This window comes from Streptomyces hilarionis, from assembly GCF_024539675.1.
In the GTDB taxonomy this organism is placed as follows: domain Bacteria; phylum Actinomycetota; class Actinomycetes; order Streptomycetales; family Streptomycetaceae; genus Streptomyces; species Streptomyces hilarionis.
The window spans coordinates 1-22,282 of the sequence record NZ_JAHHIT010000151.1; the positions used below are offsets into that span (position 1 = coordinate 1).

22 protein-coding genes and 2 pseudogenes are annotated in these 22,282 nt (G+C 73.5%); 13 read left to right on the plus strand and 11 right to left on the minus strand.

Annotated elements, in window-relative coordinates:
• A pseudogene (locus tag KMS84_RS30155) lies at nucleotides 1-563 on the plus strand (hypothetical protein); the annotation flags it as partial.
• A 52-nt stretch (nucleotides 564-615) separates the two neighbouring features.
• Here the strand turns inward: KMS84_RS30155 and KMS84_RS30160 are convergent.
• On the minus strand, nucleotides 616-786 hold the full coding sequence (locus tag KMS84_RS30160) for a hypothetical protein (RefSeq protein WP_256919647.1): 171 nt from the start codon (nucleotides 784-786) through the stop codon (nucleotides 616-618).
• 129 nt (nucleotides 787-915) lie between these two features.
• Here KMS84_RS30160 and KMS84_RS30165 point away from each other — a divergent pair, with 129 nt between their 5' ends.
• Entirely contained in the window at nucleotides 916-2,259 is a 1,344-nt protein-coding gene (locus tag KMS84_RS30165) for a tetratricopeptide repeat protein (RefSeq protein WP_256919648.1), read from the plus strand.
• 115 nt (nucleotides 2,260-2,374) lie between these two features.
• Nucleotides 2,375-3,079: a GAF and ANTAR domain-containing protein gene (locus KMS84_RS30170; RefSeq protein ID WP_256919649.1), complete on the plus strand. Its 705-nt coding sequence runs from the start codon at nucleotides 2,375-2,377 to the stop codon at nucleotides 3,077-3,079.
• 30 nt (nucleotides 3,080-3,109) lie between these two features.
• On the opposite strand, the gene KMS84_RS30175 is transcribed toward KMS84_RS30170, so the two are convergent.
• Entirely contained in the window at nucleotides 3,110-3,880 is a 771-nt protein-coding gene (locus tag KMS84_RS30175; RefSeq protein WP_256919650.1) for a hypothetical protein, read from the minus strand.
• A gap of 353 nt (nucleotides 3,881-4,233) precedes the next feature.
• Here KMS84_RS30175 and thrS point away from each other — a divergent pair, with 353 nt between their 5' ends.
• Nucleotides 4,234-5,535, plus strand: a complete 1,302-nt coding sequence (gene thrS / locus KMS84_RS30180; protein WP_256919651.1) for a threonine--tRNA ligase — start codon at nucleotides 4,234-4,236, stop codon at nucleotides 5,533-5,535.
• Between the two features lie 36 nt (nucleotides 5,536-5,571).
• Nucleotides 5,572-6,534: a nucleoside hydrolase gene (locus tag KMS84_RS30185; RefSeq protein ID WP_256919652.1), complete on the plus strand. Its 963-nt coding sequence runs from the start codon at nucleotides 5,572-5,574 to the stop codon at nucleotides 6,532-6,534.
• Between the two features lie 37 nt (nucleotides 6,535-6,571).
• On the opposite strand, the gene KMS84_RS30190 is transcribed toward KMS84_RS30185, so the two are convergent.
• Nucleotides 6,572-7,537, minus strand: coding sequence for an LAETG motif-containing sortase-dependent surface protein (locus KMS84_RS30190; protein ID WP_256919653.1), 966 nt, complete (start codon nucleotides 7,535-7,537; stop codon nucleotides 6,572-6,574).
• 254 nt (nucleotides 7,538-7,791) lie between these two features.
• On the opposite strand from KMS84_RS30190, the gene KMS84_RS30195 reads away from it, so the two are divergent.
• Nucleotides 7,792-9,438, plus strand: a complete 1,647-nt coding sequence (locus tag KMS84_RS30195) for a glycoside hydrolase family 13 protein (protein WP_256919654.1) — start codon at nucleotides 7,792-7,794, stop codon at nucleotides 9,436-9,438.
• Nucleotides 9,439-9,467: 29 nt separating this feature from the next.
• Here KMS84_RS30195 and KMS84_RS30200 read toward each other — a convergent pair whose 3' ends face one another.
• Nucleotides 9,468-10,196: a DUF4142 domain-containing protein gene (locus KMS84_RS30200; RefSeq protein ID WP_256919666.1), complete on the minus strand. Its 729-nt coding sequence runs from the start codon at nucleotides 10,194-10,196 to the stop codon at nucleotides 9,468-9,470.
• Nucleotides 10,197-10,408: 212 nt separating this feature from the next.
• Between KMS84_RS30200 and KMS84_RS30205 the strand changes: the two genes are divergently transcribed.
• Entirely contained in the window at nucleotides 10,409-11,104 is a 696-nt protein-coding gene (locus tag KMS84_RS30205; protein WP_256919655.1) for an MOSC domain-containing protein, read from the plus strand.
• 13 nt (nucleotides 11,105-11,117) lie between these two features.
• Here the strand turns inward: KMS84_RS30205 and KMS84_RS30210 are convergent, their stop codons facing one another.
• Genes KMS84_RS30210 through KMS84_RS30220 form a run of 3 tightly spaced genes read right to left on the minus strand, consistent with a single transcriptional unit; the run spans nucleotide 11,118 to nucleotide 12,423 of the window.
• Entirely contained in the window at nucleotides 11,118-11,369 is a 252-nt protein-coding gene (locus tag KMS84_RS30210; protein ID WP_256919656.1) for a hypothetical protein, read from the minus strand.
• 21 nt (nucleotides 11,370-11,390) lie between these two features.
• Entirely contained in the window at nucleotides 11,391-11,618 is a 228-nt protein-coding gene (locus KMS84_RS30215; protein ID WP_256919657.1) for a DUF397 domain-containing protein, read from the minus strand.
• A gap of 7 nt (nucleotides 11,619-11,625) precedes the next feature.
• Nucleotides 11,626-12,423, minus strand: a complete 798-nt coding sequence (locus tag KMS84_RS30220) for a helix-turn-helix domain-containing protein (protein ID WP_308287993.1) — start codon at nucleotides 12,421-12,423, stop codon at nucleotides 11,626-11,628.
• Nucleotides 12,424-12,665: 242 nt separating this feature from the next.
• On the opposite strand from KMS84_RS30220, the gene KMS84_RS30225 reads away from it, so the two are divergent.
• The 3 genes and pseudogenes from KMS84_RS30225 to KMS84_RS30235 all read left to right on the plus strand — a co-directional run bounded on the left by KMS84_RS30225 (nucleotide 12,666) and on the right by KMS84_RS30235 (nucleotide 14,283).
• Nucleotides 12,666-13,091 (plus strand): ATP-binding protein, encoded by a 426-nt coding sequence (locus KMS84_RS30225; RefSeq protein WP_256919659.1) that lies wholly within the window; start codon nucleotides 12,666-12,668, stop codon nucleotides 13,089-13,091.
• Between the two features lie 3 nt (nucleotides 13,092-13,094).
• Nucleotides 13,095-13,457: pseudogene (locus KMS84_RS30230) on the plus strand (hypothetical protein); the annotation flags it as partial.
• Between the two features lie 121 nt (nucleotides 13,458-13,578).
• Nucleotides 13,579-14,283: a DUF6445 family protein gene (locus KMS84_RS30235; protein WP_256919660.1), complete on the plus strand. Its 705-nt coding sequence runs from the start codon at nucleotides 13,579-13,581 to the stop codon at nucleotides 14,281-14,283.
• 17 nt (nucleotides 14,284-14,300) lie between these two features.
• On the opposite strand, the gene KMS84_RS30240 is transcribed toward KMS84_RS30235, so the two are convergent.
• Nucleotides 14,301-14,816 (minus strand): FxLYD domain-containing protein, encoded by a 516-nt coding sequence (locus KMS84_RS30240; protein ID WP_256919661.1) that lies wholly within the window; start codon nucleotides 14,814-14,816, stop codon nucleotides 14,301-14,303.
• A 164-nt stretch (nucleotides 14,817-14,980) separates the two neighbouring features.
• Here KMS84_RS30240 and KMS84_RS30245 point away from each other — a divergent pair, with 164 nt between their 5' ends.
• Entirely contained in the window at nucleotides 14,981-15,475 is a 495-nt protein-coding gene (locus tag KMS84_RS30245) for a DUF7144 family membrane protein (RefSeq protein WP_256919667.1), read from the plus strand.
• A gap of 32 nt (nucleotides 15,476-15,507) precedes the next feature.
• Here the strand turns inward: KMS84_RS30245 and KMS84_RS30250 are convergent, their stop codons facing one another.
• Together KMS84_RS30250 and KMS84_RS30255 are read right to left on the minus strand one after the other, a co-directional pair.
• Nucleotides 15,508-16,344 carry a M23 family metallopeptidase gene (locus tag KMS84_RS30250; RefSeq protein WP_256919662.1) on the minus strand — a complete coding sequence of 279 codons (837 nt, stop codon included), beginning with the start codon at nucleotides 16,342-16,344 and terminating at the stop codon, nucleotides 15,508-15,510.
• 62 nt (nucleotides 16,345-16,406) lie between these two features.
• A complete protein-coding gene (locus KMS84_RS30255; protein ID WP_438818999.1) occupies nucleotides 16,407-17,390 on the minus strand; it encodes a glycoside hydrolase family 26 protein in 984 nt (327 codons plus the stop codon).
• Between the two features lie 223 nt (nucleotides 17,391-17,613).
• Here KMS84_RS30255 and KMS84_RS30260 point away from each other — a divergent pair, with 223 nt between their 5' ends.
• Together KMS84_RS30260 and KMS84_RS30265 are read left to right on the plus strand one after the other, a co-directional pair.
• Nucleotides 17,614-19,329, plus strand: a complete 1,716-nt coding sequence (locus tag KMS84_RS30260) for a lysyl oxidase family protein (RefSeq protein WP_256919663.1) — start codon at nucleotides 17,614-17,616, stop codon at nucleotides 19,327-19,329.
• A gap of 244 nt (nucleotides 19,330-19,573) precedes the next feature.
• Entirely contained in the window at nucleotides 19,574-20,974 is a 1,401-nt protein-coding gene (locus tag KMS84_RS30265) for an LCP family protein (RefSeq protein ID WP_285894142.1), read from the plus strand.
• Nucleotides 20,975-21,269: 295 nt separating this feature from the next.
• On the opposite strand, the gene KMS84_RS30270 is transcribed toward KMS84_RS30265, so the two are convergent.
• Nucleotides 21,270-22,282 (minus strand): NADase-type glycan-binding domain-containing protein (locus KMS84_RS30270; protein ID WP_256919665.1); only part of this gene is annotated, 1,013 nt, incomplete at its 5' end.

Genomic DNA, 22,282 nt, shown 5'->3' on the forward strand with positions numbered 1-22,282 from the left:
CCCCCTCTCCGCCCGCCCTGCCCGTGCCGGCTCTCCCCGACCGGGCCGGACTCGCCGAGGCCGGGTCCGTTCCGGCCCTGGCCGGGCTCGGGGGCGTCCGGCCCCGGACGACGGGCGGGGCGACGGAGGCGACGGGCGGCGGCGATCCGCACGCCGACATCTCCGCCGCCGTCCGGTCGGGCCGGCACGCGGAGGCCGACGCGCTCGCGGCGCGGTGGGAGCAGGCCGCCGTGGCGGCGCACGGGGCCGGCTCCGAGGAGGCGTTCCACTGGGCCGAGGTGCGGGCGGACCTGGCGATGTTCGCCGGGGACGCCGAGGGCAGCTGCCGCATCTGGATGGCCGTCGCCCTGGCACGGCTGGACGCCGGTCAGCCGGCGGACGCGCCCGCCGTCGAGGCGGCTGCGGACCGGGCGCACCACCAGTGGGGGCGGATCGGCAGCGCCGCCCGCGCCCGTGAGCTGGGGCCCGCGCTCGCCCGGTTGCGCGGGCGGGTGCCCGGCCGGCACGAGGGCGCGCTGGACCACGTCCAGGAACAGCTGAGGCAGCTTCAGACCCAGGGGTGATCCGGCGGGCCGGCCGGCCCGGCGCCGCGCCCCGGGGGCCGGCGGCGTCGCGTCAGCGGCGTTGCGCCGCGCCCTGCCGGGCGTCGGGGGCGGACGGAGCGCTGCCGGTGGCCGTCGCCGGGCCCGCGTTGGCCGCGGTGATCAGCGCCGTCACGGTCAGCAGCGCCGCGGCGACGGCCCTGACGCAGGGCGCGGAAGGGCGTGCGGAGATGCGTCCGGACACGGCTACCTCGCAACGTCGACGACTGCGATACTCACGTCAGCCAGCTGTTAAGCGTGCTTAACTCGCTGTTTAACCTAGGGGCTGAGCTAGTCCAACGGCAAGAGGCACAGGGCGAGTTGGGGGACCGGCGTGGCAGATCGGGACGAACCGGAGGTCGTCGGACGCCGGGTGCAGCGACTGCGCGTCGAACGGGGGCTCACCCAGCGGCAGCTGGCCGAGCCGACCTACACCCCCGCCTACGTCTCCACCCTGGAGTCCGGCCGGGTGCGGCCCTCCGACGAGGCGCTCCGGCACATCGCCGGGCGGCTCGGCGTCGACTTCGAGGAACTGGCCACCGGCCGGCCCGCCCGGCTCGTCACCGACCTGCGGCTGCGCCTCACCGAGGCCCAGCGGGCGCTGGCCACGGGCGAGGCCGAGGAGGCGGAGCGCCAGTACACCGCGCTCCTCGCGGAGGCCGAGGAGCACGGACTGGCCGCGGAGGAGGCCACCGCGCTGCTCGGTCTCGGGGAGTGCGGCATCGACACGGGAGACCTGGACGCGGCCCGGCGCTGTTTCGAGCGGGCCGAACGGCGGCTCTCCGACGCCCCGCTGCCGGCGCGCGTCCCCGCCCTGCGGGGCCGGGCCGTCGCCCACTACCTGGCGGGCGAACTCCGGTACGCCGTCTACCTGCTGGAGTCCACCCTCGACGAGCTCAACCGGGGCGGGCTGCACGACCCCGACGCGCTGCTGCTCCTGTACGCCTCCGTCATCGGCCCCTACATGGACATGGGCGCGGCGGCGCGCGCCGCCCAGGCGGCCGAGTTCGCGCTCGCCCTCGCGCCCCGGGTCGCCGACCCGGCGCTCGTGGCGCGGATGCACCGGTCCGTGGCCCGCACGCTCCTCGCCGAGGGCCGCCTCGCCGAGGCCGACGCCTCGCTGGCCAAGGCCGCCGAGCTCTACCGTCAGTTGCAGTTGCGCACCGAGCTCGCCAACTGCCACTGGATGCGGGGCTACGTCTACGCGCAGAACGGCGAACTGGAGTGCGCCGAAGCGGAGTTGAAGCAGGCGCAGACCATGCTCTGCGCGCAGCGCGCCACCCTCTACAGCAGTCAGGTCGCCGTCGAGCTGGCCGACGTGCTGCACCGCAGGGGCAAGTCGCAGGAGGCCGCCGCACTGCTGCACGGGGTCCTGGGCGATCTGTCCTCCGAGCGGGGAGCCGTGCACTCGGCCGGCGCCCACCGGCTGCTCGGCATCATCGCCGAGGACGCCCGGGACACCGAGGCGGCCGAGGAGCACTACGTGCGGGCGCTCAGTCTGCTGGAGCGGGCCGGGGCGGCGGGCGACCTCGCCGACCTGTGCCGCATGCTGGGCGACCTGCTGCGGCGCACCGGTCGGGTCGAGGCGGCCCTGGACGCGTACCGCACGGGCCTGGGGCACCGCACGGCGCCGGGCTCCACCACCCTCGGCCCGGCCCCGGCCCAGCCGCCGCTGTAGCGGTCCCCGGCCCTCCCCCGTGCCTCCGTGTGCGCGTCGCCGGTTCCCGGGGGCGGGGGTGGGGTACCCGGCCGGTCGTCGGAGACAGGGCGCGCCCTGTCAGGAGGTGAGGACCATGGGCGGCCAGGAGCGGAGCCGGGTCGCCGAGGCGGTCGCCCGGGAGATGCGCGGCGCCGGCCCGCGCGAGGTGCCGCAGCGGCTGTGCGACGCGGTGGTGAAGCTGCTCCCGGTGGACGGCGTCGGCGTGGCCCTGCGCGGCGAGGGGATCCCCGTGCCGCTGGGGGCGAGCGGACAGCGGGCCGCCGACGTCATGGAGCTGGAGGTCACCCTGGGGGACGGGCCGGGTCTGGAGGCCGCCGCCACCGGCGCTCCGGTGTCCGCCGGGGACCTGTCCTCCAGCCGGGACGCGTGCCGCTGGCCGGTCTTCGCCCAGCAGGCGGCGGCCGCCGGGGTGCGCTCGGTGTACGCGCTGCCGCTGGGCGACGGCGCGGTGTGCGTGGGCACGCTCGACCTCTACCGGGAGGTCCCCGGCGAGCTGACCGCCGACGAGCTGCGCACGGCCCGCACGGTCGCCGACGTGGTGACCTCGGCGCTGGTGACGCTGCTGCGGAGCGAGCGGGACGACGCGGGCCGGTGGCTCGGTCCGCCGGCCGCCGACCACGACGAGGTGTACCAGGCGGTCGGCATGGTCATGGTGCAGTCGGGCGTCCCGGCGGACGAGGCGCTCGCCCTGCTGCGCGGGCAGGCCTTCGCCCGGGACTGCCCGGTCCTCGAACTGGCCCACGAGGTCATCGCCCTGCGCACCCGCCTCGACCGCTGAACCGGCCCCGGCCGCCACGGCCGGGACGGCTCACACCTGGGCCCGGGGCTGCTTCCTGACGTCCGCCAGTCGGCGCACGCCGAGTTGGACCGCCGCCTGCGTCGCCGCGTTGGGGGCGTCGTCGAGGCCGCCGTCGACGAGGGCGAAGGCGTCCTGGCCGGCCCGCACGGCGGCCACGTCCAGGGTGAGGACGGTCGGGTCGCCGCTCGTGGTCGCCCAGACCGTGGCCTTCACCCGCAGCCCCTGGCGGACGTCCCCCACCTCCGGCAGGGGCAGCTCCGTGACCTGCACGTCGAGCACCGTGTCGCCGGTCGCCTTGGCGGCGAAGCGGGCGCACTTGCCCGGCATCGTCCTCAGCCAGGCCAGCCTGCGGTCGACGTCCGCCGGGCGGTGGCCGGTGAGCTGGTAGCGCAGCTGGGCGCCGGTGTCCGGGTCGTCCAGGGCGGTGACCGCGCGGGCGGGGCCGCCGAGCAGTTCGTCGGCGTAGAGGTCGTCGAGGAGCCGCTGGCACTCGGGGGCCGACGTGGTCGCCTTGAGCATCCCGTCCCGCCAGGTGGCCGCGCCCCGGGTCCGGGTCCAGGGCGGGCCGAGGTCGGTCTCGGTGATCAGGGCGGCCTGCGCCTGGGCGTCGGTGAGGGCGGAGGAGACGGCCGGAGCGGTGGGCCGGGCCGAGGTCCGCTCGACCGTCGGCAGCGCCGGCGCCGCCGTCGGCGGGTGCTCCAGGCCCAGGGTGGCGCACCCGGTGACGGCGGTGAGCGCGAGGGCGACGGCGGTGGAGGCCAGGACGGTGCGACGGGTCATCGGGGGGTGCCTCCAGGAGTGCGCGCGGGCTGCGTCATCCCACGGCACCACCGGCGCGGCCCGCCGACCAGCGCGACGGTCCGTACGGGTTAGCCGCGTTGGTGCGGGCGGGTGGGCGGCGCGGGCCGGGCGCGCCGGGGCGGGCAGGTGGGCGGTGGGGGAAATCGGCTGGTGCGCCGGGCGTCGCCGTTGCTACGGTCGCCGGCATGCAGCGCGCCCAGCCGTTCCTCACGACGACGCCGGACACCGTCCCGGCGCGCTGATCCACGACTGGATGACCGAAGCCCCGGGGCGAGCGCCCCGGGGCTTCGCCGTGCCCCGGTCCCTCGCCCCCTCCGAGCGAGGAGACCCCCGTGAACGACCACGACTACGACCACGACCGCGACCACGACCGCGACCACGACCGCGGTCACGCCGGTGACCGTGACCGCGACCACCGCCGCCTCGGCCGTGAGCTCGGCCTGTTCGGCACCGACCCGCTGATGGGCGCCGGCCTGCCGTACTGGCTGCCCGACGGCGCGGTCGTGCGCCACGCCCTGGAGGAGTACGTACGGCAGGCCGAGCGGGCCGCCGGCTACCGGCACGTGTACTCGCCGGTCCTCGGCAAGCGCGAGCTGTACGAGATCTCGGGCCACTTCGACCACTTCGGCGAGGACATGTTCCCGCCGATGGAGCTGGGGGCCGAACAGATCGTGCTGCGGCCGAGCCTGTGCCCCCACCACGCCCTGATCTACCGTTCCCGCGCGCACAGTTACCGCGAACTGCCGCTGCGGATCGCCGAGCTGGGCGGCATGTACCGCTCGGAGCCGTCCGGGGTGCTCGGCGGTCTGACCCGGGTGCGGGCCATCCAGCTGAACGACGCGCACGTCTTCTGCACCCCGGAGCAGGCCGCCGACGAGGCCCGCGCCGCCCTCGGCCTGATCCGCCGCGCCTATGCGGACCTCGGGATCCGCGCCTCCCGGTACCGCCTCTCCCTGCCCGGCGAGGGCGGCGGGTACGTGGCCGACCCGGGACTGTGGCGGCGGGCGACCGCCCTGCTCCGGGAGGTCCTGGACGCCTCGGGGACCGTGTACGAGGAGGCGGAGGGCGAGGCCGCGTTCTACGGGCCGAAGATCGACGTGCAGATCACCGACCGCGCCGGCCGCGAGGCCACCCTGTCCACCGTGCAGATCGACTTCCACCAGCCCGAGCGCTTCGGCCTGCACTACGTCGGCGCCGACGGGGCGAGACACCGTCCGGTGATGGTGCACCGCAGTGTCATCGGCAGTGTGGAGCGGGCGGTGGCCCATCTCCTGGAGGAGCACGGCGGGGCGTTCCCGGTGTGGCTGGCCCCCGTCCAGCTGGTGGTGCTGCCGGTGTCGGCCGCGCAGGAGGAGCAGGCGGCGGAGCTGGTGCGGCGGGCGGTGGCGGCCGGGCTGCGTGCGGAGCTCGCGGGCCCCGAACGGGGCAGTCTGGGGGCCAGGGTGCGGGCCGCCCGCCTCGCGCCGTACCAGGCGGTCGTCGGCGAGCGGGAGGCGGCGCAGGGACGGGCGGAGGTCCGGCTGCGCGACGGCCGCCGCCCCGGGGCGCTGCCCGCCGGGGAGCTGGTCCGCCGGATCGGGGAGCGGGCGGCGGCGCGCGGCGTCGGGCTGTGGGATGCGGACGTGCCCGCATAGGGTCGGGGACGACCGTGGTGCGGAAGGAGTCCTCAGGTGAGCGAGCAGCCCATTCCCGTGATCATCGACTGCGACACGGGCGTCGACGACGCCCTGGCCCTGCTGTTCGCCGTGCGCCACCCCGGCCTGGACGTGCGGGCGGTGACCTGCGTGGCGGGCAACACGGACGTGGACGGGGTGGTCCGCAACACGCTGACGGTCCTGGAGCAGGCGGGCGCCGGGGACGTCCCGGTCGCGCGCGGCGCGGCACGTCCGCTGATCGAGCCGCTGCGCGTGGCCCGGCATGTGCACGGCGCCGACGGCATGGGCGACCTGGGCCTGCCGGCGCCGGCCCGCCGTCCGGTCGACGTGGACGCGGTGACGCTGCTGCGCCGCGAGATCCTCGCCTCCCCGCGCCCGGTCACGCTGATCCCCACCGCCCCGCTGACGAACATCGCGCTGCTGCTGCGCACCCACCCGGAGGTGACCGCCAACATCGAGCGGATCGTGTTCATGGGCGGCGCGGTGGCGACGGGGAACGCCACGCCGGTCGCGGAGTTCAACGTGTGGCACGACCCGGAGGCGGCCGCGGTCCTGCTGACCGCGGGCGTGCCGATCACGATGTACGGGCTGGACGTGTTCCAGCGGGTGCTGGTCCCGGCGGCGGACGTGGCGCGGCTGCGGGCGAGCCCGGAGCCGCGACTGCGGCTGGCCGGCGAACTGCTCGCCCACCGCGATCCCGCGACCTCGGGCGATCCGACCCCGACCGGCGGTCTCGGCGACGCGGGGGCGGTGTGCGCGGTGGCCGACCCGGCGGGCCTGACCACCGAGCTCCTCCCGGTGGAGGTCGCGCTCGCTCCCGGTCCGGCCCGCGGTCAGACGGTCGTCGACCGCCGACCGCGCCCCGGCGAGTCCGAGATCCACGAAGGGGCGCGTGAACAGGCCCTGGTGGACGTGGCGTTGGACGTGGACGTCGAGCGCTACGTGAAGCTGTGGCTGACGACGGTGGAGGGCGTCTGACGCCCGCCCCCCACCGGCATCGGCGTCCGTGAGGACGTCAGGCGCGGGCGCCCTTGCGGCGTCGGGTGGCGACGACGATCGCCGCGCCGCCCGCGAGCAGTGCCGCGGCGCCGCCCGCGACCAGGGGCGTCTTGCTGCTGGCGCCCGTCTCGGCGAGGCCACCGCCGCCGCCGTCCGGGGTGGGGGCGGCGACCGGGGTCGACTCGGAGGCCGAGGGCACCGGGCTCGGGGACTCGCTGTCGGAGGCGGACGGCGACGGCGTGCCCGTGTCGGTCTCCGACGGCGTCGACGGCGTGCTCGCCGGGGTCGACGGCGAGGCCGAGGGGGAGCCGGACGCGCTGCCCGACGGCGCGGGCGGGCTCGCCGGCGGCTGCTCGGTGACGGTGCAGTCCTTCGTGCCGCCGTTCCAGGCCGCGATCAGCTTGTCCTTGATGACCGGGCGGTCCGGCCCCTTGGGCAGGTCGCCGTGGACGAAGCCGTCCTTCGCGTCGGGCTTGCCGTCGAACTTGACCGCGCCCCGGTAGAGGTCGATCTGCGCGAAGCAGCCCGCGTCGGGCACCGCGATGTCGAGGCTGTCGGTCTGGCCCGCCTTGACCGTCACGCTGTCGAAGTCGACGAAGACCTGCTCGCCCGAGGTGCGGAAGCTGGAGCCGTGGGCGAGGTAGGAGGCGAGGGACGCGGTGCACGTCGAGGCGTCGCCGGCGGCGCGGACCTTGATGTGGACCTTGCCGTCCTGGGTGGGACGCAGGTTCTGGTCGTCGACCCGGACGGAGGCCTGGAAGCGCGTGCCGTCGAGCGAGAACTCGCAGCGGTCCGTCCCCGTCTCGGTCCCCGCGCCGGTGCCCGGCTGGTACTGGCCGCCGGACTTCCAGCCGTCGCCGCCGGGCGCCCCGGTGCCGGCGAAGGCGCCCGAGGCGGCGGCCGCGGAGGCCGCGCACAGGGTGAGCGAAGCGGCGCCCGTCCCCAGCAGTCGGCGTACGGTGACTCGGCTCGCTATGGACATGCGCATCCCATTCTTGGCGAGTGCCAGGGGTGAGACTGATGGGTCAGATCAGTCGAAGTCTCAGGAGAGGCACTGGGCCCTTCGGTCCCGGGCGTCACAGTGTGAGGCCATCGTCGTGTGGACGGCGGACCGCTGTCAACCTGCTTCAAACCCGGGGGAGTTCAAGACTTCGCCACATCTTCCTCACGTGCGGAACGATCGGCTCCGAACGGCCGGACGTTCACTTTCCCGGCAACCGGGACAGACTTCCGTTCGTGACCGACTTCTCCTCCCACCGCTCCGACTGGTGGCGCCAGGCCGTCGTCTACCAGGTCTATCCACGCAGCTTCGCGGACGCCGACGGCGACGGGCTCGGCGACCTGCGCGGGGTCGCCGACCGGCTGCCCCATCTGGCCGCCCTCGGCGTGGACGCCCTCTGGCTCTCCCCCTTCTACCCCTCCGAACTCGCCGACGGCGGCTACGACGTCGCCGACCACCGGGACGTCGATCCCCGGCTCGGCGACCTGGCCGACTTCGACGCGATGGTCGCCGGCGCCCACCGCCTCGGCCTGAAGGTCATCGTCGACGTGGTCCCCAACCACACCTCCCACCGGCACGCCTGGTTCCAGGAGGCGCTGGCCGCGGGACCCGGCTCCGCGGCCCGGGAGCGTTACGTCTTCCGCGACGGGCGCGGCCCGGGCGGCGCGCTGCCGCCCACCGACTGGCAGTCGGTCTTCGGCGGCAGCGCCTGGCAGCGCGTGCCCGACGGGCAGTGGTACCTCCACCTGTTCGCCCGCGAGCAGCCGGACCTCGACTGGGATCACCCGGAGGTGCGCGAGGACTTCCGCACCACCTTGCGCTTCTGGTCGGACCGGGGCGTCGACGGCTTCCGCGTCGACGTGGCCCACGCCCTCGCCAAGGACCTCGCCGAGCCCCTGCGCGACCTGGGGACGCCGGAACTGGTCGGCGAGGAGGCCCTCCACCTGCTGCCCCCGGGCTCCCACCCCTTCTACGACCGCGACGAGGTCCACGAGATCTACCGCGACTGGCGCCGCCTCCTCGACTCGTACTCCCCGCCCCGCACGGCGGTCGCCGAGGCCTGGGTGCCGGGCGCGCGACGGGCTCTGTACGCCCGCCCGGACGAACTCGACCAGGCCTTCAACTTCGAATATCTGCAAGCCGGTTGGGACGCGGAGGAGATCCGGGCGGTCATCACCGACTCGCTGGCCGGAGCGCGGGCCGTCGGCGCCTCGGCCACCTGGGTGCTGTCCAACCACGACGTCGTGCGCCACGCCTCGCGCCTCATGCTCCCGCCGGGCACGGACCTCGACGCCTGGCTGCTGTCCGGCGGCCGCGCCCCGCGCGTCGACGAGCGGGCCGGTCTGCGCCGGGCCCGCGCCGCGACGCTGCTGATGCTGGCGCTGCCCGGATCGTCGTACCTGTACCAGGGCGAGGAGCTGGGTCTGCCGGAGGTGGCCGATCTGCCCGTGGAGGCGCTCCAGGACCCGGTGTGGGAGCAGACCGGCCGGGTCCGCAAGGGCCGCGACGGCTGCCGGGTGCCGTTGCCGTGGACGGCGACGGGCCCGTCGTACGGCTTCGGGGCGTCCAGGGCGTGGCTGCCGCAGCCGCCGGGCTTCGCGCGGTACGCCGTCGCGGCGCAGGACGGGGTGGCCGGCTCCACGCTGGAGCTCTACCGCACGGCCCTGCGCCTGCGGCGCAAGCTGCTGGAGGGCGAGGAACTCGTCTGGGACCCCTCGTCCGCGCCGGGCGTGCTGTCCTTCGCCCGCCACGACGGCTGGCGGTGCGTGACCAACCTGTCCGGCGCGCCGACGCCCTCGCCGCCCGGGGAGGTGCTGCTGAGCAGCGCCCCCCTCGACGACGACGGCGTGCTGCCGCCGGACACGACGGTGTGGCTGGCGTAGCCGCCGTCCCGTCCTCGCCTCCGTCGCCGCTACTGGGCGCCGTTGCCGCCCACGACCGCGCTGAGGTCCAGCGGGGTGGAGGTGGCGGTCGGCGGCGGGGTGAGGACGATCATGGGCTGGCCGGCGGGCGGGACCGGGGGCGTCAGGTCCGACTTGGGCAGCTTCGGCGGCGTGGTCTGGTTGAACAGCGTGGTGTCGAAGTCGACCAGACCGGTCTTCTCCATCACCGTGATGTGGTCCAGCACCGTGTCGTTGGCCTGGTCGGCGAGCGCACGGACCAGCGTGTTCTTGGTGGTCGACCGGATCTTGGCGATCGTGTTGAAGATCGAGCCGTGCGTCATGCGCAGGATGTTGGCGAAGTCGGTGTCGAACTGCTTGCCGCTCTCCGCCTTCAGCTGGGTCACGAAGCCCTCCTGCTGGGGGCTGGCCACGTTGGGCAGCGTGATGTTCAGCATCGGCGCGATCTTGCGGCAGCTGGTGTCCAGCGCCCCGTGACCGTCGATCAGGTGGTTGCTGGCGGTCTTCACCGCGGGGCTCGTCCCCTTCTGGAGGCCGATCTGGCCCAGCGGGTACTCCCACAGTCCGGCGGCCCGCACCTTCACCACGAAGTCCCGGTCGCCCTCGGTCAGCGGGCCCCACTGGGTGTTGGCGATCACCCGGTCGGTCGAGGTGGAGACGGTGTCCAGTCCGAGCATCGACGGGTAGGCGAGCGCGCTGAGCGTCAGCGTCAGCGCACCGCCGACGAACAGGGTTCCCATCATGTTTCGCGAAAGTGGCACCGTGCCTCCTGCCCGGTCGGGGATTCCGCCGATGTGTCGTTGTGCTGCCCGGTGGGGGCGGACACACGGGAGTACGGACGCGAAGCGGATCCGACTCACCGGTATCCGTGAAAACTTGAGGGAGGGTCGCAGCGCCGCCGGCCGGGCGCCGGCGGGCCGACGGGGGAGCCGACGAGGACGAGGGGGCCGCGATGACGACCGGCACACTGAGCGGGATCACGTACTACCCGGTGAAGGGCTGTGCGGGGACGGCGCTGCCGACGGCGACGCTGACCGCCGCGGGCCTGCCGCACGACCGCGCCTACGCGATCGCCGACGAGAAGGGCGACCTGCGCTGGCAGGGCGGGGATCCGGCGCTCGCCCTGATCACGCCGGAGCTGACCGGCGGCGAACTGACCCTGCGGGCCCCGGGCCGTGAGCCGGTCCCGGCGGACGGCAAGGAGGTGCACGCCTGGCTCACCGACGTCCTGGGCGCGGTGAGCACCCTGGTCCGCTGCCCCACGGGCAACGCCGGCCGCCTGCACGTCGTCTCACGCTCAAGCCTGGACGCCCTGAACCGGCGGATCGCCGCACGGGACGCCGCGCCCGTGCCCATGGACCGCTTCCGCCCGAACCTCGTGGTGGACGGCTGGGACGTCCCGCACACCGAGGACGGCGTCGCCCGTGTCGTGGTCGGCGGCGCGGAACTGGCCTTCACCGAGGCCACGATCCGCTGCGCCGTCACGATGGTCGACCAGCGCACCGGCCTGCGCTCCGGTCCGGAACCCCTGCGCACCCTCGCCGACTACCGCCGGGTCGCGGGCGGCGGCCTCGCCTTCGGCGCCTACTTCGAGGTGCGCCGGGCGGGCCGGGTGGCGGTGGGCGACGAGGTGAGGGGCGGGGCCTGAGGGCCGGTCCCGCCTAGATTCCCTCGATGCGCTTCACGCCGGGGGCGTTCGTCATCTCCTCGATGGCCTTCACCTGACGGCGGACCTTGAGGGCCTGGTTGATGGTGTGCACGCGAATGGCCGTGAACACGGCGACGGCGGCGCCCAGGGCCACCCCGATCCACTCGTGATCACGGATGCCCGCGTAGAAGAGGAGGCCGCTGAAGGGGACGCCGACGGCGACGAGCAGGGGTTCGCGCACCCAGAACGGGAGGACGCGGATCACGAGACCGATCATCCGGTCACTTCAGCAGTCCCGGCCCGCGCGTGCTGTGACGGAGGCCACAATTCCGGGAGTTCTCGTGCGTATGGCGTGAAGGAAGTGCGCGACGGCCGCGGGGGCGGAGTCGAGGACGGCGGCCGGGGCGTCCGACTCGCGCAGGTGGAGCGCGGCGGGGGTGGAGGCGAGCTCTATGCAGTCGTTGCCGTCGCCGCCGCCGGAGTAGGTCGACTTCTGCCAGTTGTCCGGGGTCATGGTGGCCTCACAGTTCCTTGGCGAGCCTGTGGATGAGGTCACGCGACCTGTCCGGTTCGAGTGACGCCGCCTCCACTTTATGGAAGAGGGCCCTGAACGCTCCGAGTTGAGGTTCCGAGTCGATGAAGAGCGTGCCATGGGGGGCGTCGCGGATCACTGTGTCCAGTTTGGGGACGGCGCCGCCGACATACGTCATGGAAGCACCGGCCCGGGGGAAGCCGTCGAGGTCGAACGGAATGACGCGCAGGGTGATGTGGTCCGCCTCGGAAGCCTCGACGAGGCGTGAGAGCTGATCACGCGAGGCGGCGCGATCGCTGACCCTGATGCGCAGCGCCGACTCGTGGACGACCGCCTTGTAGGGGATGGAGATCTCCTGTCGCGCCAGTCGGTGGCGGACGCGCAACTCAAGCTCTTTCGGAGTCAGTTCGGGTACGCGGGACGAGAAGACGGCATGTGCGTAGGCCTCCGTCTGGAGCAGGCCAGGCACGTAGAGGACGGCCACCTCGTCCCGGAATCCGGCGTGGTGATCCAGCTCGGACAGGTCCAGAAACGACGTCGGCAGCAGTCCGCGGTACTCCTCCCACCAACCGCGCGTCCGCTCGGTCGCCATCGCGACGAGCGCGTCGACGAACTCGCCGTCCGTGCAGGAGTAGTGGGACGCGAGGCGACGCAGTCGTTGCTCGCTCACCCCGGCAAGTCCGGACTCGATGTGAGTGATCTGGGTGGGGCTCACACCCAGCAGGGCCGCCGCCTGGCGCGCATTGAGGTCCGCCGCCTCGCGAAGCCGACGCAGTTCGGTGGCCACGCGCCTCTGACGTGCCGTTGGTTCCTGCCTCAAGGCCCAGTCGCTCCTAGGTTCAACGTGCCTGCGCGTACGACTCGTTCGACGTCAGATTACGCGATCGGCTTGCCGTGTCTCTACATTTAGATCTACCGTCGGTGACGCACCGAACACGCTGCGGAAGTGCACCGCTCCGTCCTGCCGGGACGTCGGCGGCGACGCCACCGCACGCGCATCCACGCCCCTCACCCGCCTGGAGCCGACCCATGCCCGAAAACGATCGCACCGCCGACTCCTGGGAGTACTCCCTATACATCCCCGCCGACCCCAGAGCGGTCACCGTCTGCCGCCGCACCTTGCGGCTGGTCCTGACCCTGCACGGGCTCATCCACCTCGTGGACACCGCGGAGCTGCTCGCCTCGGAGCTGGTCTCCAACGCCGTCCTGCACACCAAGGGCCCCGCCTGTCTGCGCCTGCGCTTCCGGGACGGCGTCCTCCAGGTCGGGGCCTGGGACGCGGACCCCGAGCCGCCCGAGCCGCCCGGCCGTCTGGAGGACCTCGCCGAGGCGGAGGCCGAGGGCGGCAGGGGCATGGCCCTGGTCCGGGCCTGCTCCGACCTCTGGCACTGGCAGCCGCTGTCCCGGATGGGCCACCGCGGCAAGCTGGTGTGGTGCGAACTGAACGCGGCGTAGTTCAGTGCCGCGGCACTCGTGCAGTTCGTCGACTCGTGCCTGACAGACCCTCAGGCGCAACGGATGTGGAGGGACCTCATGACCGCGATGCAGTACTTCTGGCGACACCCTCTCGCTGAAGAGGTGCGTGAGCAAGGCCGTGAGCAAGGCCGTGAGGAAGGCCGTGAGGAGGGGCGTGAGGAGGGGCGGGTCGCGGACCGGGCCGACATGACCCTTCGCATCCTGGAATGGCGTGGCATCTCCGTGCCGGAGACCGTCCGCGAGCGTGTCATGTCCTGCTCCGACCTCGATCAGCTCACCACCTGGTCGCAGCGCGCCGTCCATGCGGCCACGGCCGACGACCTCTTCGCCGATCCGAACGGATGACGCCGGGGCCGGCCCGGTTGGCGAGCCGTTGACCGGCTCGGTGAAACGTTGACCATCTCCCGGCGGAGTGCGGACGAACGGGAGGGCGAGTCGTGACGGGCGCCCGGCCTAGATTCGCCGCATGTCCATGCCGCAGCGGCCCCACCAGCCCGTGAGGGCTGCCGCCACGCTCCCGGTCCTGCCCTACCGCAAGCCCACCAAGGGCCGTGACTACTGGGTCCTCGACGACGTCTTCCCCGAGGCGGACGTCGCGGCGATCCGGGAGCGGTGTCTCGCCAAGGACGACTGGGTCAAGGGCCACCCCTACACCTCGGAGAGCTGGCCCGGACTGCGCGCCATGCCCGGGCTGGAACCCGCCGAACTCGGGCGCGTCGAAGGGCTGGTGAGGAAGGCGACGGGAGCGGGCCGGCTGTGGGTGCAGCAGGCGCCCGGCGGCGGCACCCTCAACCACAACTGCGTCCAGGTCGTGGGCGAGGGGGAGAGCGCGCCGCGCCCGCACTCCGACTCACGTGCGCTGTGCCGGTACGCGGCCGTGCTCTACCTCAACCCCGCCGTCCCCAAGGACTGCGGGACCAGCTTCTACCGGCAGGCGCTGCCCGGCGGCCGGCTCGGCGGCAACGTCGTGCAGGCGCCGCACACCAACCTCGTCGAGGCCCTCGGCACCCGGTTCGTCGCGCCGGACGCCTTCGAGGAGGACGTGCGGGTGCCCCACAAGGCCAACCGGCTGCTCCTCTACCACGCCAACCTCGTGCACAGCGCGACCGGTTACTGCGGCACGACGCTGGAGGAGAAGCGGATGACGGCCGTGTTCTTCTGGATGGCCTGACCCGGCGCACGGTGGCGTCAGTAGCGCACCGCGCGGACCGCCTCCGTCCGCACCTCGCCGGACAGCTCGCGGTTGCTGCGGGCGGTGGCCGTGCCGGTCTTGCCGGCCGGGACGTCGGAGACGGTCACGAGGACCGTGTCCAGCCGGTTGCCGCCGGAGTCCTCGAAGTCGACCTGGACGGCGAACGACTTGGTGGATCCCGCGCTGTTGGTCACCGTGACCTGGACTGTGCTGCGGTCGCCGTCGGAGCCGGGCGTGCCGAGCTTCACGTCGTCCTTGGCGTCGACCCCGCCCTTGATCTCGTCGAAGCGGCGGTTCACCTCCGCCGTCGCCGACGCGTACGCCTCCGACGCCTGCGAGGCGAGCGAGGCGAGCGAGGACGCGGCCGCGGAGGCCTGCGAGCCGACCGACTGCGCCGCGGACGCGGCCTTGCTGGCCACCGAGGAAGGGCTGTCGTCGCCCGAGCAGCCGGTGAGCCCGGCGGCGCAGCACAGCGCCGCCGCCGTGAGCAGCACGCCCTTGGTGCGTGGCATCTCGTCTCCTCGTGAAGGGTCCCGCGGGTCTTCCTCCAGTGAAGAGGCCCTCCCGCGGGTCCGCATGCCGGGTCACCCGAACGGCGCGTCCCCCTGGTGACGCCGTCCGCCAGGACGGAGGGTCGGTGCACGCGACCGACATCGACGCCGAGACGGGGTACGCCATGAGCGACCAGCCGCACGCACAGCCGTCGCACGGGTCACCGGTCTGGGACCCCTCGCACCAGGGCACCGGCGCGCCCCCCGGCCCGGCCCCGGGCGCGCCGGCCGGTTCGGGACTGGCCGCCGGAGGGGTCGTCTTCGCGGGCGTGATCATGTTCGTGAGCGGTGTCCTCGCCGCCTTCCAGGGCATCGCGGCGATCGCCCGGGACGACGTGTACACGCGGATCGGACACTACGTCTACGAAATGAACCTCACCGGCTGGGGCTGGCTCCTGCTGGCCGTGGGCGTGGTGGCCGCGGCGACCGGCTGGGGCCTGCTCACGGGCGCCGTCTGGGCCCGCGTCAGCGGTATCGCGCTGGCCTCCCTGAGCCTGGTCCTGCAATTCCTGTTCCTGCCGTACGCGCCGTTCTGGGCGGTCATCCAGATCGCCCTGGACGTCTTCGTGATCTGGGCGCTGGCGGCCTACGACCCCACCGCGTCACCGGGGCGGGACTAGTCGGGCGTCCGCCCCGGCGCGCGCTCGGGCGTTCAGGACGTCACCGGCGTCCTGGACACCTGCACCTCCTTGCGGCGCAGCCAGGGCAGGGGCGGCACCGCGGAACCGGCGTACGGGGTGATCCGCACCTCGAAGTGCAGATGCGGGCCGGTGACGTTGCCGGTCGCGCCGGACAGGCCGATGCGCTGACCGGCGGTCACGCGCTGGCCCCTGCGCACGTCGATGCGGGACAGGTGGGCGTACTGGGTGAAGTAGCCGTCCGCGTGGCGGACCAGGACCTGGTTGCCGAAGCCGTCGCCACAGGTCGTGATCCTTACGACGCCGGCGCCGACGGCGTACACGGGGGTGCCGGATTCCACGGCGAAGTCCTGGCCGGTGTGGCGGTGGGCCCAGCGGGAGCCCCTCGCGGCGTAGCCGGCGGACAGCCAGTAGCGGCGGGCCGGGGCCGTCCAGGGGCCGGCGCGCAGCTCGGGCGGGCGGCTGCGCTCGCCGAACGGGCAGTGGCCCTGCCGTCCCGACGGGTCGACGGCGACCGGGTCGGCCGCATCCCTCGCCCCCGCCCGCAGCCGGTCCCACAGCGCGGAGCGCAGCGCCTTGCGGCGGCGTTCGGCGCCCTCGATCCGGGTGGGCGGGGCGTCGGCCTCGCGGAGCCGCTCGACCCGCTCGCGGGCGTGCTCGTGCGCGCGGACGGCGCGGGCCGCTTCGCCCGGCCATCCGCCGCCCCTGCCGCTCCCGCCGTGCCCCCGTCCCCCGGCGCTCGCGGGCGCCGCGGCGAGGGCGAGCAGGAGGAGGGCGAGCAGGGCGGACCCGGCCGCGGCGCGCAGGCGCGCCCGCGTCCGCGGATGACGCGCGTGGTGTTCTCGTCCCATCGTGCGATCATCGGACCGGCGTGGAGCGCGGTCCGCGCGCCCTGCCGCACGGCCGGGCGGGTTCAGCCGTACGGACCAGCGATCAGAGCCCGGTAGACGGCCGAGGACCGCGGATTGCCCGGGCAGCGCCACACACCGTGCGGGCAGTAGTCGCTGATGGTCTGGTACAGCGGCCGGTGCTCGGCGAACCAGTCCAGCATCCCGCGCACGTAGTCCGGGTCGTCGCCGTTGCGGTACAGCCCCCACTCCGGATAGGACACCGGCTTGCCGTGGGCCCGCGCGAACCGCACCTGCGCGGCGAGACCGTACGGCTCGGCGACCTGCTCCTCGAAGGACATGCCGTGCGGCTGGTCGTAGGCGTCCATGCCGACGACGTCGACGTGCCGGTCGCCGGGATAGCAGGCGGTCCACGGCACGGCGTCCCGTCCGCGGCTCGGCGTGAACTCGAACCGGAACGCCCCCGGGCCGGCCACGGAGCGCATGGCGTCGACGATCCGGACCCAGTAGCCCTTCCAGGCCCGCGGATCGGGTCCGCAGCGATGGGTGTAGGTGACCCCGTTCATCTCCCATCCCAGCACCAGCACGGCGTCCGGCATCCCGAGCCCGACGAGCCGGCGGGCCAGCGCCCGGAAGTGCCCGTCGTAGTCGCCGCGCGCCCCCCTGCGCAACTCCTCGCGCACGACGGCGTCCGGCACGTGGTCCTCGGTCCGCTCCAGCATCGGCACGTTCAGGACGAACATCCGGTCGGCGCGCTCCCGCCGCCACCGCGCCCAGTTCTCCAGATAGCCGGGCGCCCCCTCGATGTTGCTCCACAGGTCCCCCGGCAGGTAGGCGTGCCCCACCCGGGGCGTGGCCGGTCCCAGCCAGGCGTCGAGCCCGGCGATCCGCCGCACGCCGGCGCCGTCGTACCCGACGTACGCCCCGAACGCCCCCGGCGGCGCCCCGGCGCCCGGTCCGAGCGGGACGCAGGCCGGTCCGACGAGCAGCGCGAGAGCGGTGAACAGCGCCGGCAGCGGGAGCCGCCGGGCGCGAGGGAGGCGGAACACCGGCTCATGATGGGGCCGCCGCCTCCTCCCCCGCCGGGAAACCGGCGCCGAACCACCCGGACCGGGTACCGGCCACACCGGCGTCCGCCGACGGTTTTTCCGTCAACAAGCAACCCTGGCAGGTGATTTGGGCTCTCACAGGATGCTCACAGCCCGGCTCGGCGCGTGGGGTGCGTCTGCAACGCGGTCGGGACGTGGGCTGTCCAGTCCGATGCCACCGACCATGGCACTCGCAGACGAGGAACCGATGACCAGACACCACCACCACCAGGGCCTTCGGCGTGCGGCGTTCGCCGCGGGGGCCGCGCTCACCGTCGTCGCCGTCGCCGGGGCCGCCCCCGGCGCCGGCGCGGCCACCTCGAGCACGCCGGGCAAGCCGCAGCTCAGACTGATCGCCGCGTCGAAGTCCGTCGTCCTCGACCGGTACGAGGACGCCGGGGGCGTCTTCCTCGACCTCGGCACCTACGTCACCGTCGACAACGCTCCGCTGGAGCTCAAGGTGACCCGCAAGTCGTACAAGGACCCCGTCGTCGCCCAGCAGATCCTGCGCGACGGGACGAAGGCGACGACGAAGACGCTGCCCGCTGGCACCGTCAAGGACTTCAGCGGACTGCCCGGCTTCCTGGAGGTGTCCGTCAAGAACGCCGCCGGGGCCGAGGTGCAGCGCACCACGGGCACCTTCTGTCCCAACAACGCCTCCGGCCGCCTGCGCCCGGACGCCCCGGCCACCTCGCACTATCCGGAGAGCTGCTCCACCAACCCCTTCACGCTCGGCTCCGTCTGGGGCGTCGAGAAGGGCTGGGCCGCCAACTCCAGCACCGTCGACTACGACCGCCCGGTGGACCTCGCCCCGGGCGAGTACACCGCCAAGGTGTCCGTCGCCAAGAAGTACCGGGACCTCTTCGGCATCCCGAACGACCAGGCGACCGTCAAGGTGACGGTGCGCCAGCAGAGCGGCGGCGGCGAGGGCGGCGGCGTCGGCCTGCGCTCCTCGGCGTCCTCCCACGGCGGCGGACACGACATGGCCGGCATGGAGGGCATGCCGGGCATGGCCGCCGGTCACCACTACGGCCCCCGCGGCGCCGACGAGCCCACGCCCTCCGCGCTCTCGCACGCCCTGGAGGCCCGCGGGCTCGCCCATCACCTGGGCGACGGACCCGGTCACACCGACGGCTCCCGCGTCGCGCCCGCGCTGAAGGCGGCCGCGAAGCGGCCCGCCGGACGGGCCGGGGCGCCCGCCAACGTGCCGAAGCCGGACCTGCGTTCACTGCCGGCCTGGGACATCGCCGTCACCGACGGCGAGGACGGCGACGCGCCCGGCAAGGACTACCTCGCCTTCAGCGCCAACGTCTGGAACGCCGGCCCCGCACCGCTCGTCGTCGACGGCTTCCGCAAGCCCGGCGCCGAACTGATGGACTCCTACCAGTACTTCTACGACGCCAAGGGCAAGCAGGTCGGCTACGCGCCCGCCGGCACCATGGAGTGGGACCCGCGCATCGGCCACGAGCACTGGCACTTCACGGACTTCGCGAGCTACCACCTGCTGTCCGCGGACCAGAAGGACATCGTCAAGAGCGGCAAGGAGGCGTTCTGCCTCGCCAACACCGACGCGATCGACTACACGGTGAAGAACGCCAACTGGCACCCGTTCAACACGGACCTGTCGACGGCGTGCGGCCAGCAGAACAGCATCTCGGTGCGCGAGGTCCTCGACGTCGGCTCCGGTGACACGTACACCCAGTACCGTCCCGGCCAGTCCTTCGACATCACGGACCTGCCCAACGGCACCTACTACATCCAGGTCGTGGCCAACCCGGCGCACCGTCTCCAGGAGACCAGCACCAAGAACAACGTCTCCCTGCGCAAGGTCGTCCTGGGCGGCGCCCCGGGCGCCCGTACCGTGACGGTCCCGCCGGTCGACCTGGTCGACGCGCGGTAACCGGCCCATCCCGCCGGGCCCTCGCGATCACGGCCGCGGCCCCGGCGATGTGACAGGACGTTAGTCACATCGCCGGGTCGCAGGGCAACCGATCGCGGGGGTCCGGCGGTCTTGTGAGTCACCAGTGTTTCCCGGACGTATTCCTGCTCAGATGTAGGGTTCCGACGTCCGGCGGCGACCGACGTCGACGACCCGAGCACGGTGTACGGGATGAAACGGTCGAAGCGGAGGGGGGCGAGCGCCGATGGGCGGATCGAGAAGGCGTGGGAGCGGCGGCAGGGCGGGCGGCTCCGGACCCGGCGGGACGCGGCTCACCCGGCGCGGACGGGTCGTGGCATGGGGCGCGGGCGTGACGGCCCTCGTCCTCCTCGGGGCCGGCGGGGCCGGCGCGTGGATCTACTACGACCTCAACAACAACATCAAGTCCGCCGACGTGGACGACAAGCTGGGCGCCGACCGGCCGGTCAACCTCAGCCCCGGCTCCAAGAACATCATGATCGTCGGTTCCGACACCCGTCAGGGCGCCAACGCCAAGTACGGCAAGGACCTGACCACCATGCAGTCGGACACGCTGATGGTGCTGCACATACCCGCGGACCGTAAGTGGGCCTCGGTGGTGTCCTTCCCGCGTGACTCGTGGGTGGAGATACCCGGCTGCGAGAAGGGCGACGGCAGTTCGTCCTCCCCGCACCACTTCAAGATCAACGAGGCGTTCGCGATCGGCGGCAGCACCGGCAAGGTCGCCGAGGCCGCCGCCTGCACCATCAAGACCGTCGAGTCCAACACCGGTCTGCGCATCGACCACTTCATGACGGTCGACTTCTCCGGGTTCAAGGGCATGGTCGACGCGCTGGAGGGCATAGAGGTCTGCCCCAAGCAGGCCATCCACGACAAGAAGGCCCACCTGGACCTGGAGGCGGGCTGCCAGACCGTCAAGGGCGAGAAGGCGCTCGGGTACGTCCGCACCCGCTACAGCGTGGGCGACGGCTCCGACATCGGCCGCATCGGCCGCCAGCAGGAGTTCATGGACGCGCTCGCCAAGAAGGCCAAGTCCAAGCTCGGCAGTCCGGACGCCATGTACGGCTTCCTTCAGTCGATCACCAAGTCCCTGACGACCGACCCCGACATCGCCGGCATCCAGCCGCTGTACGGGCTGGCCGACGAGCTCAAGGGGATACCGAGCGACCGCCTGGGCTTCCTCACCGTCCCCAACTACGGCCGGGTGGCCGACCAGCCCACCGACAAGGCCAACGTCGTCTGGCAGTACCCGCAGGCGGCCGACCTGTTCACCTCCCTGGCCAAGGACAAGGAGGTCACCAAGGCGCAGCTGGAGGCGTCGAAGAAGAACGTCGTGTACGCCTCCTCCGTCAGGGTGCGGGTCCTCAACGGCACGGGCGTCTCCGGACGCGCCGGGGCCGTCGCCGAGCGGCTGCGGAAGGCCGGCTACACCGTCGTCGAGACCGGCAACGCGCCCGGCGGCACGGTCGCCAGGACGACGGTGACCTATCCCGCGGGTCTCGACGGCAAGGCCGCCGTGCTCGCCTCCCGCCTGCCCGGTGTGCGGGCCGCGGCCGACGGGTCGGCCGCCGCGGGGGCCGTCACCCTGGTCGTCGGGCCGGAGCTGAAGGTCGAGAACGTCGCCTGATCACCCGGTGGTCGTTCGTGGTCAACATGACCCCGGAAATGGGGTAAGCTTGATCTTGAGCCGGTCACCGGAAGAACAACGGTGAACGACCTCTGCGTTGGTGGTCCAAGGAAAGACGCCCCGCTTCCTGCGGGGAGATGCAGGTGCAAGGCCTGCCCGGCGCTCCGGAGAGAAAGAGTCCCACCCCGTTCACGGGGTGGGACTCTTTCGTTCTGCCGCATCACCGGCCCCCCGGCCCGATGGCCCGTCGGCCGATGCGGCGGGGGAGGGCGCGCCCTCCCCCGCCGTCACCTCGTCAGGACGAGCTCGCGTTGGAGCGTCCGAAGAACTCGATCTCGGCTATGGACACCTGCTTGCTCCCGGAGACCGCGTACGAGGACTCGATCGTGAAGCGGACCTTCGTGACCTCGCCGACCCGGAAGGAGCGCCGCTGGCCGCCCGCGCTCTGGTCGAGGGTGAGCTCGCGGGTCGTCGTCGTGCCGTCCTTCAGGGTGATCGTCGCCTTGAGGCGGTGCGGGAGCGCCGACTCGCTGAGCTGGTCGGGCCGGACGGAGGTGCCCGAGGTGATGATCACGTCCAGGAGGCGGGTGGGCTCGTCGAAGCGGGCCTCGATCCACTCGCCCTCGCCCGACTGCGAGACGCCCGGACCCCACCAGGTGTTGTTGATCTTGTCGAAGGCCAGCTCCGGCTTGTGCCCGGGGTAGGAACGCGAGGCCGCGACCGAGTCCGGGGGGACCGGGGCGCGCTTGGAGAAGTGGTCGCGGGTGGCCTGGACCGCGTCGGGCGTGTTCACCCCGGCGACGATCAGCAGGGTGAGGACGACGGCCGCCAGCACCCAGGTGACGATGCGGTCGAACGTCCGGCGCAGCCGGGGGCGGTCGCCGGCCCAGGGGGTCGCGGCGCCCCGGTGGAACAGGCGGCGCCACCACGGCAGGTGGACGGAGGAGCGGTCCTCCAGGGTCATCGGCATCGCGCAGCGCACGCAGAAGTGCCGGTCGGGGTTGTTGGGCGTGGCGCACCAGGGGCAGGCCACGCCGTACTGCTCGCCCTGGACCGGGCCGGGAGCGCGGACCTGCGGCCGGTCCGCGACGGGCCGTCCCGGCAGGACCGGGGCGACGGAGGGGGGTGCGGCGGGGCGCGGCTCCGCGTCCGCGACGGGGACGAGCAGGGAACGGGCCCGTGCGGCCATCGTGTCGCCGAGGGCCGGCGCGGGCGCCGGGTCCGTCTGCGCGGGGGCGGTGGGCGCCGCCGCCGGAACGGGCCGGGTCGGCGCGGTCGCGTCGGGCGCGGGGGCCTGCGCGGCGGGCG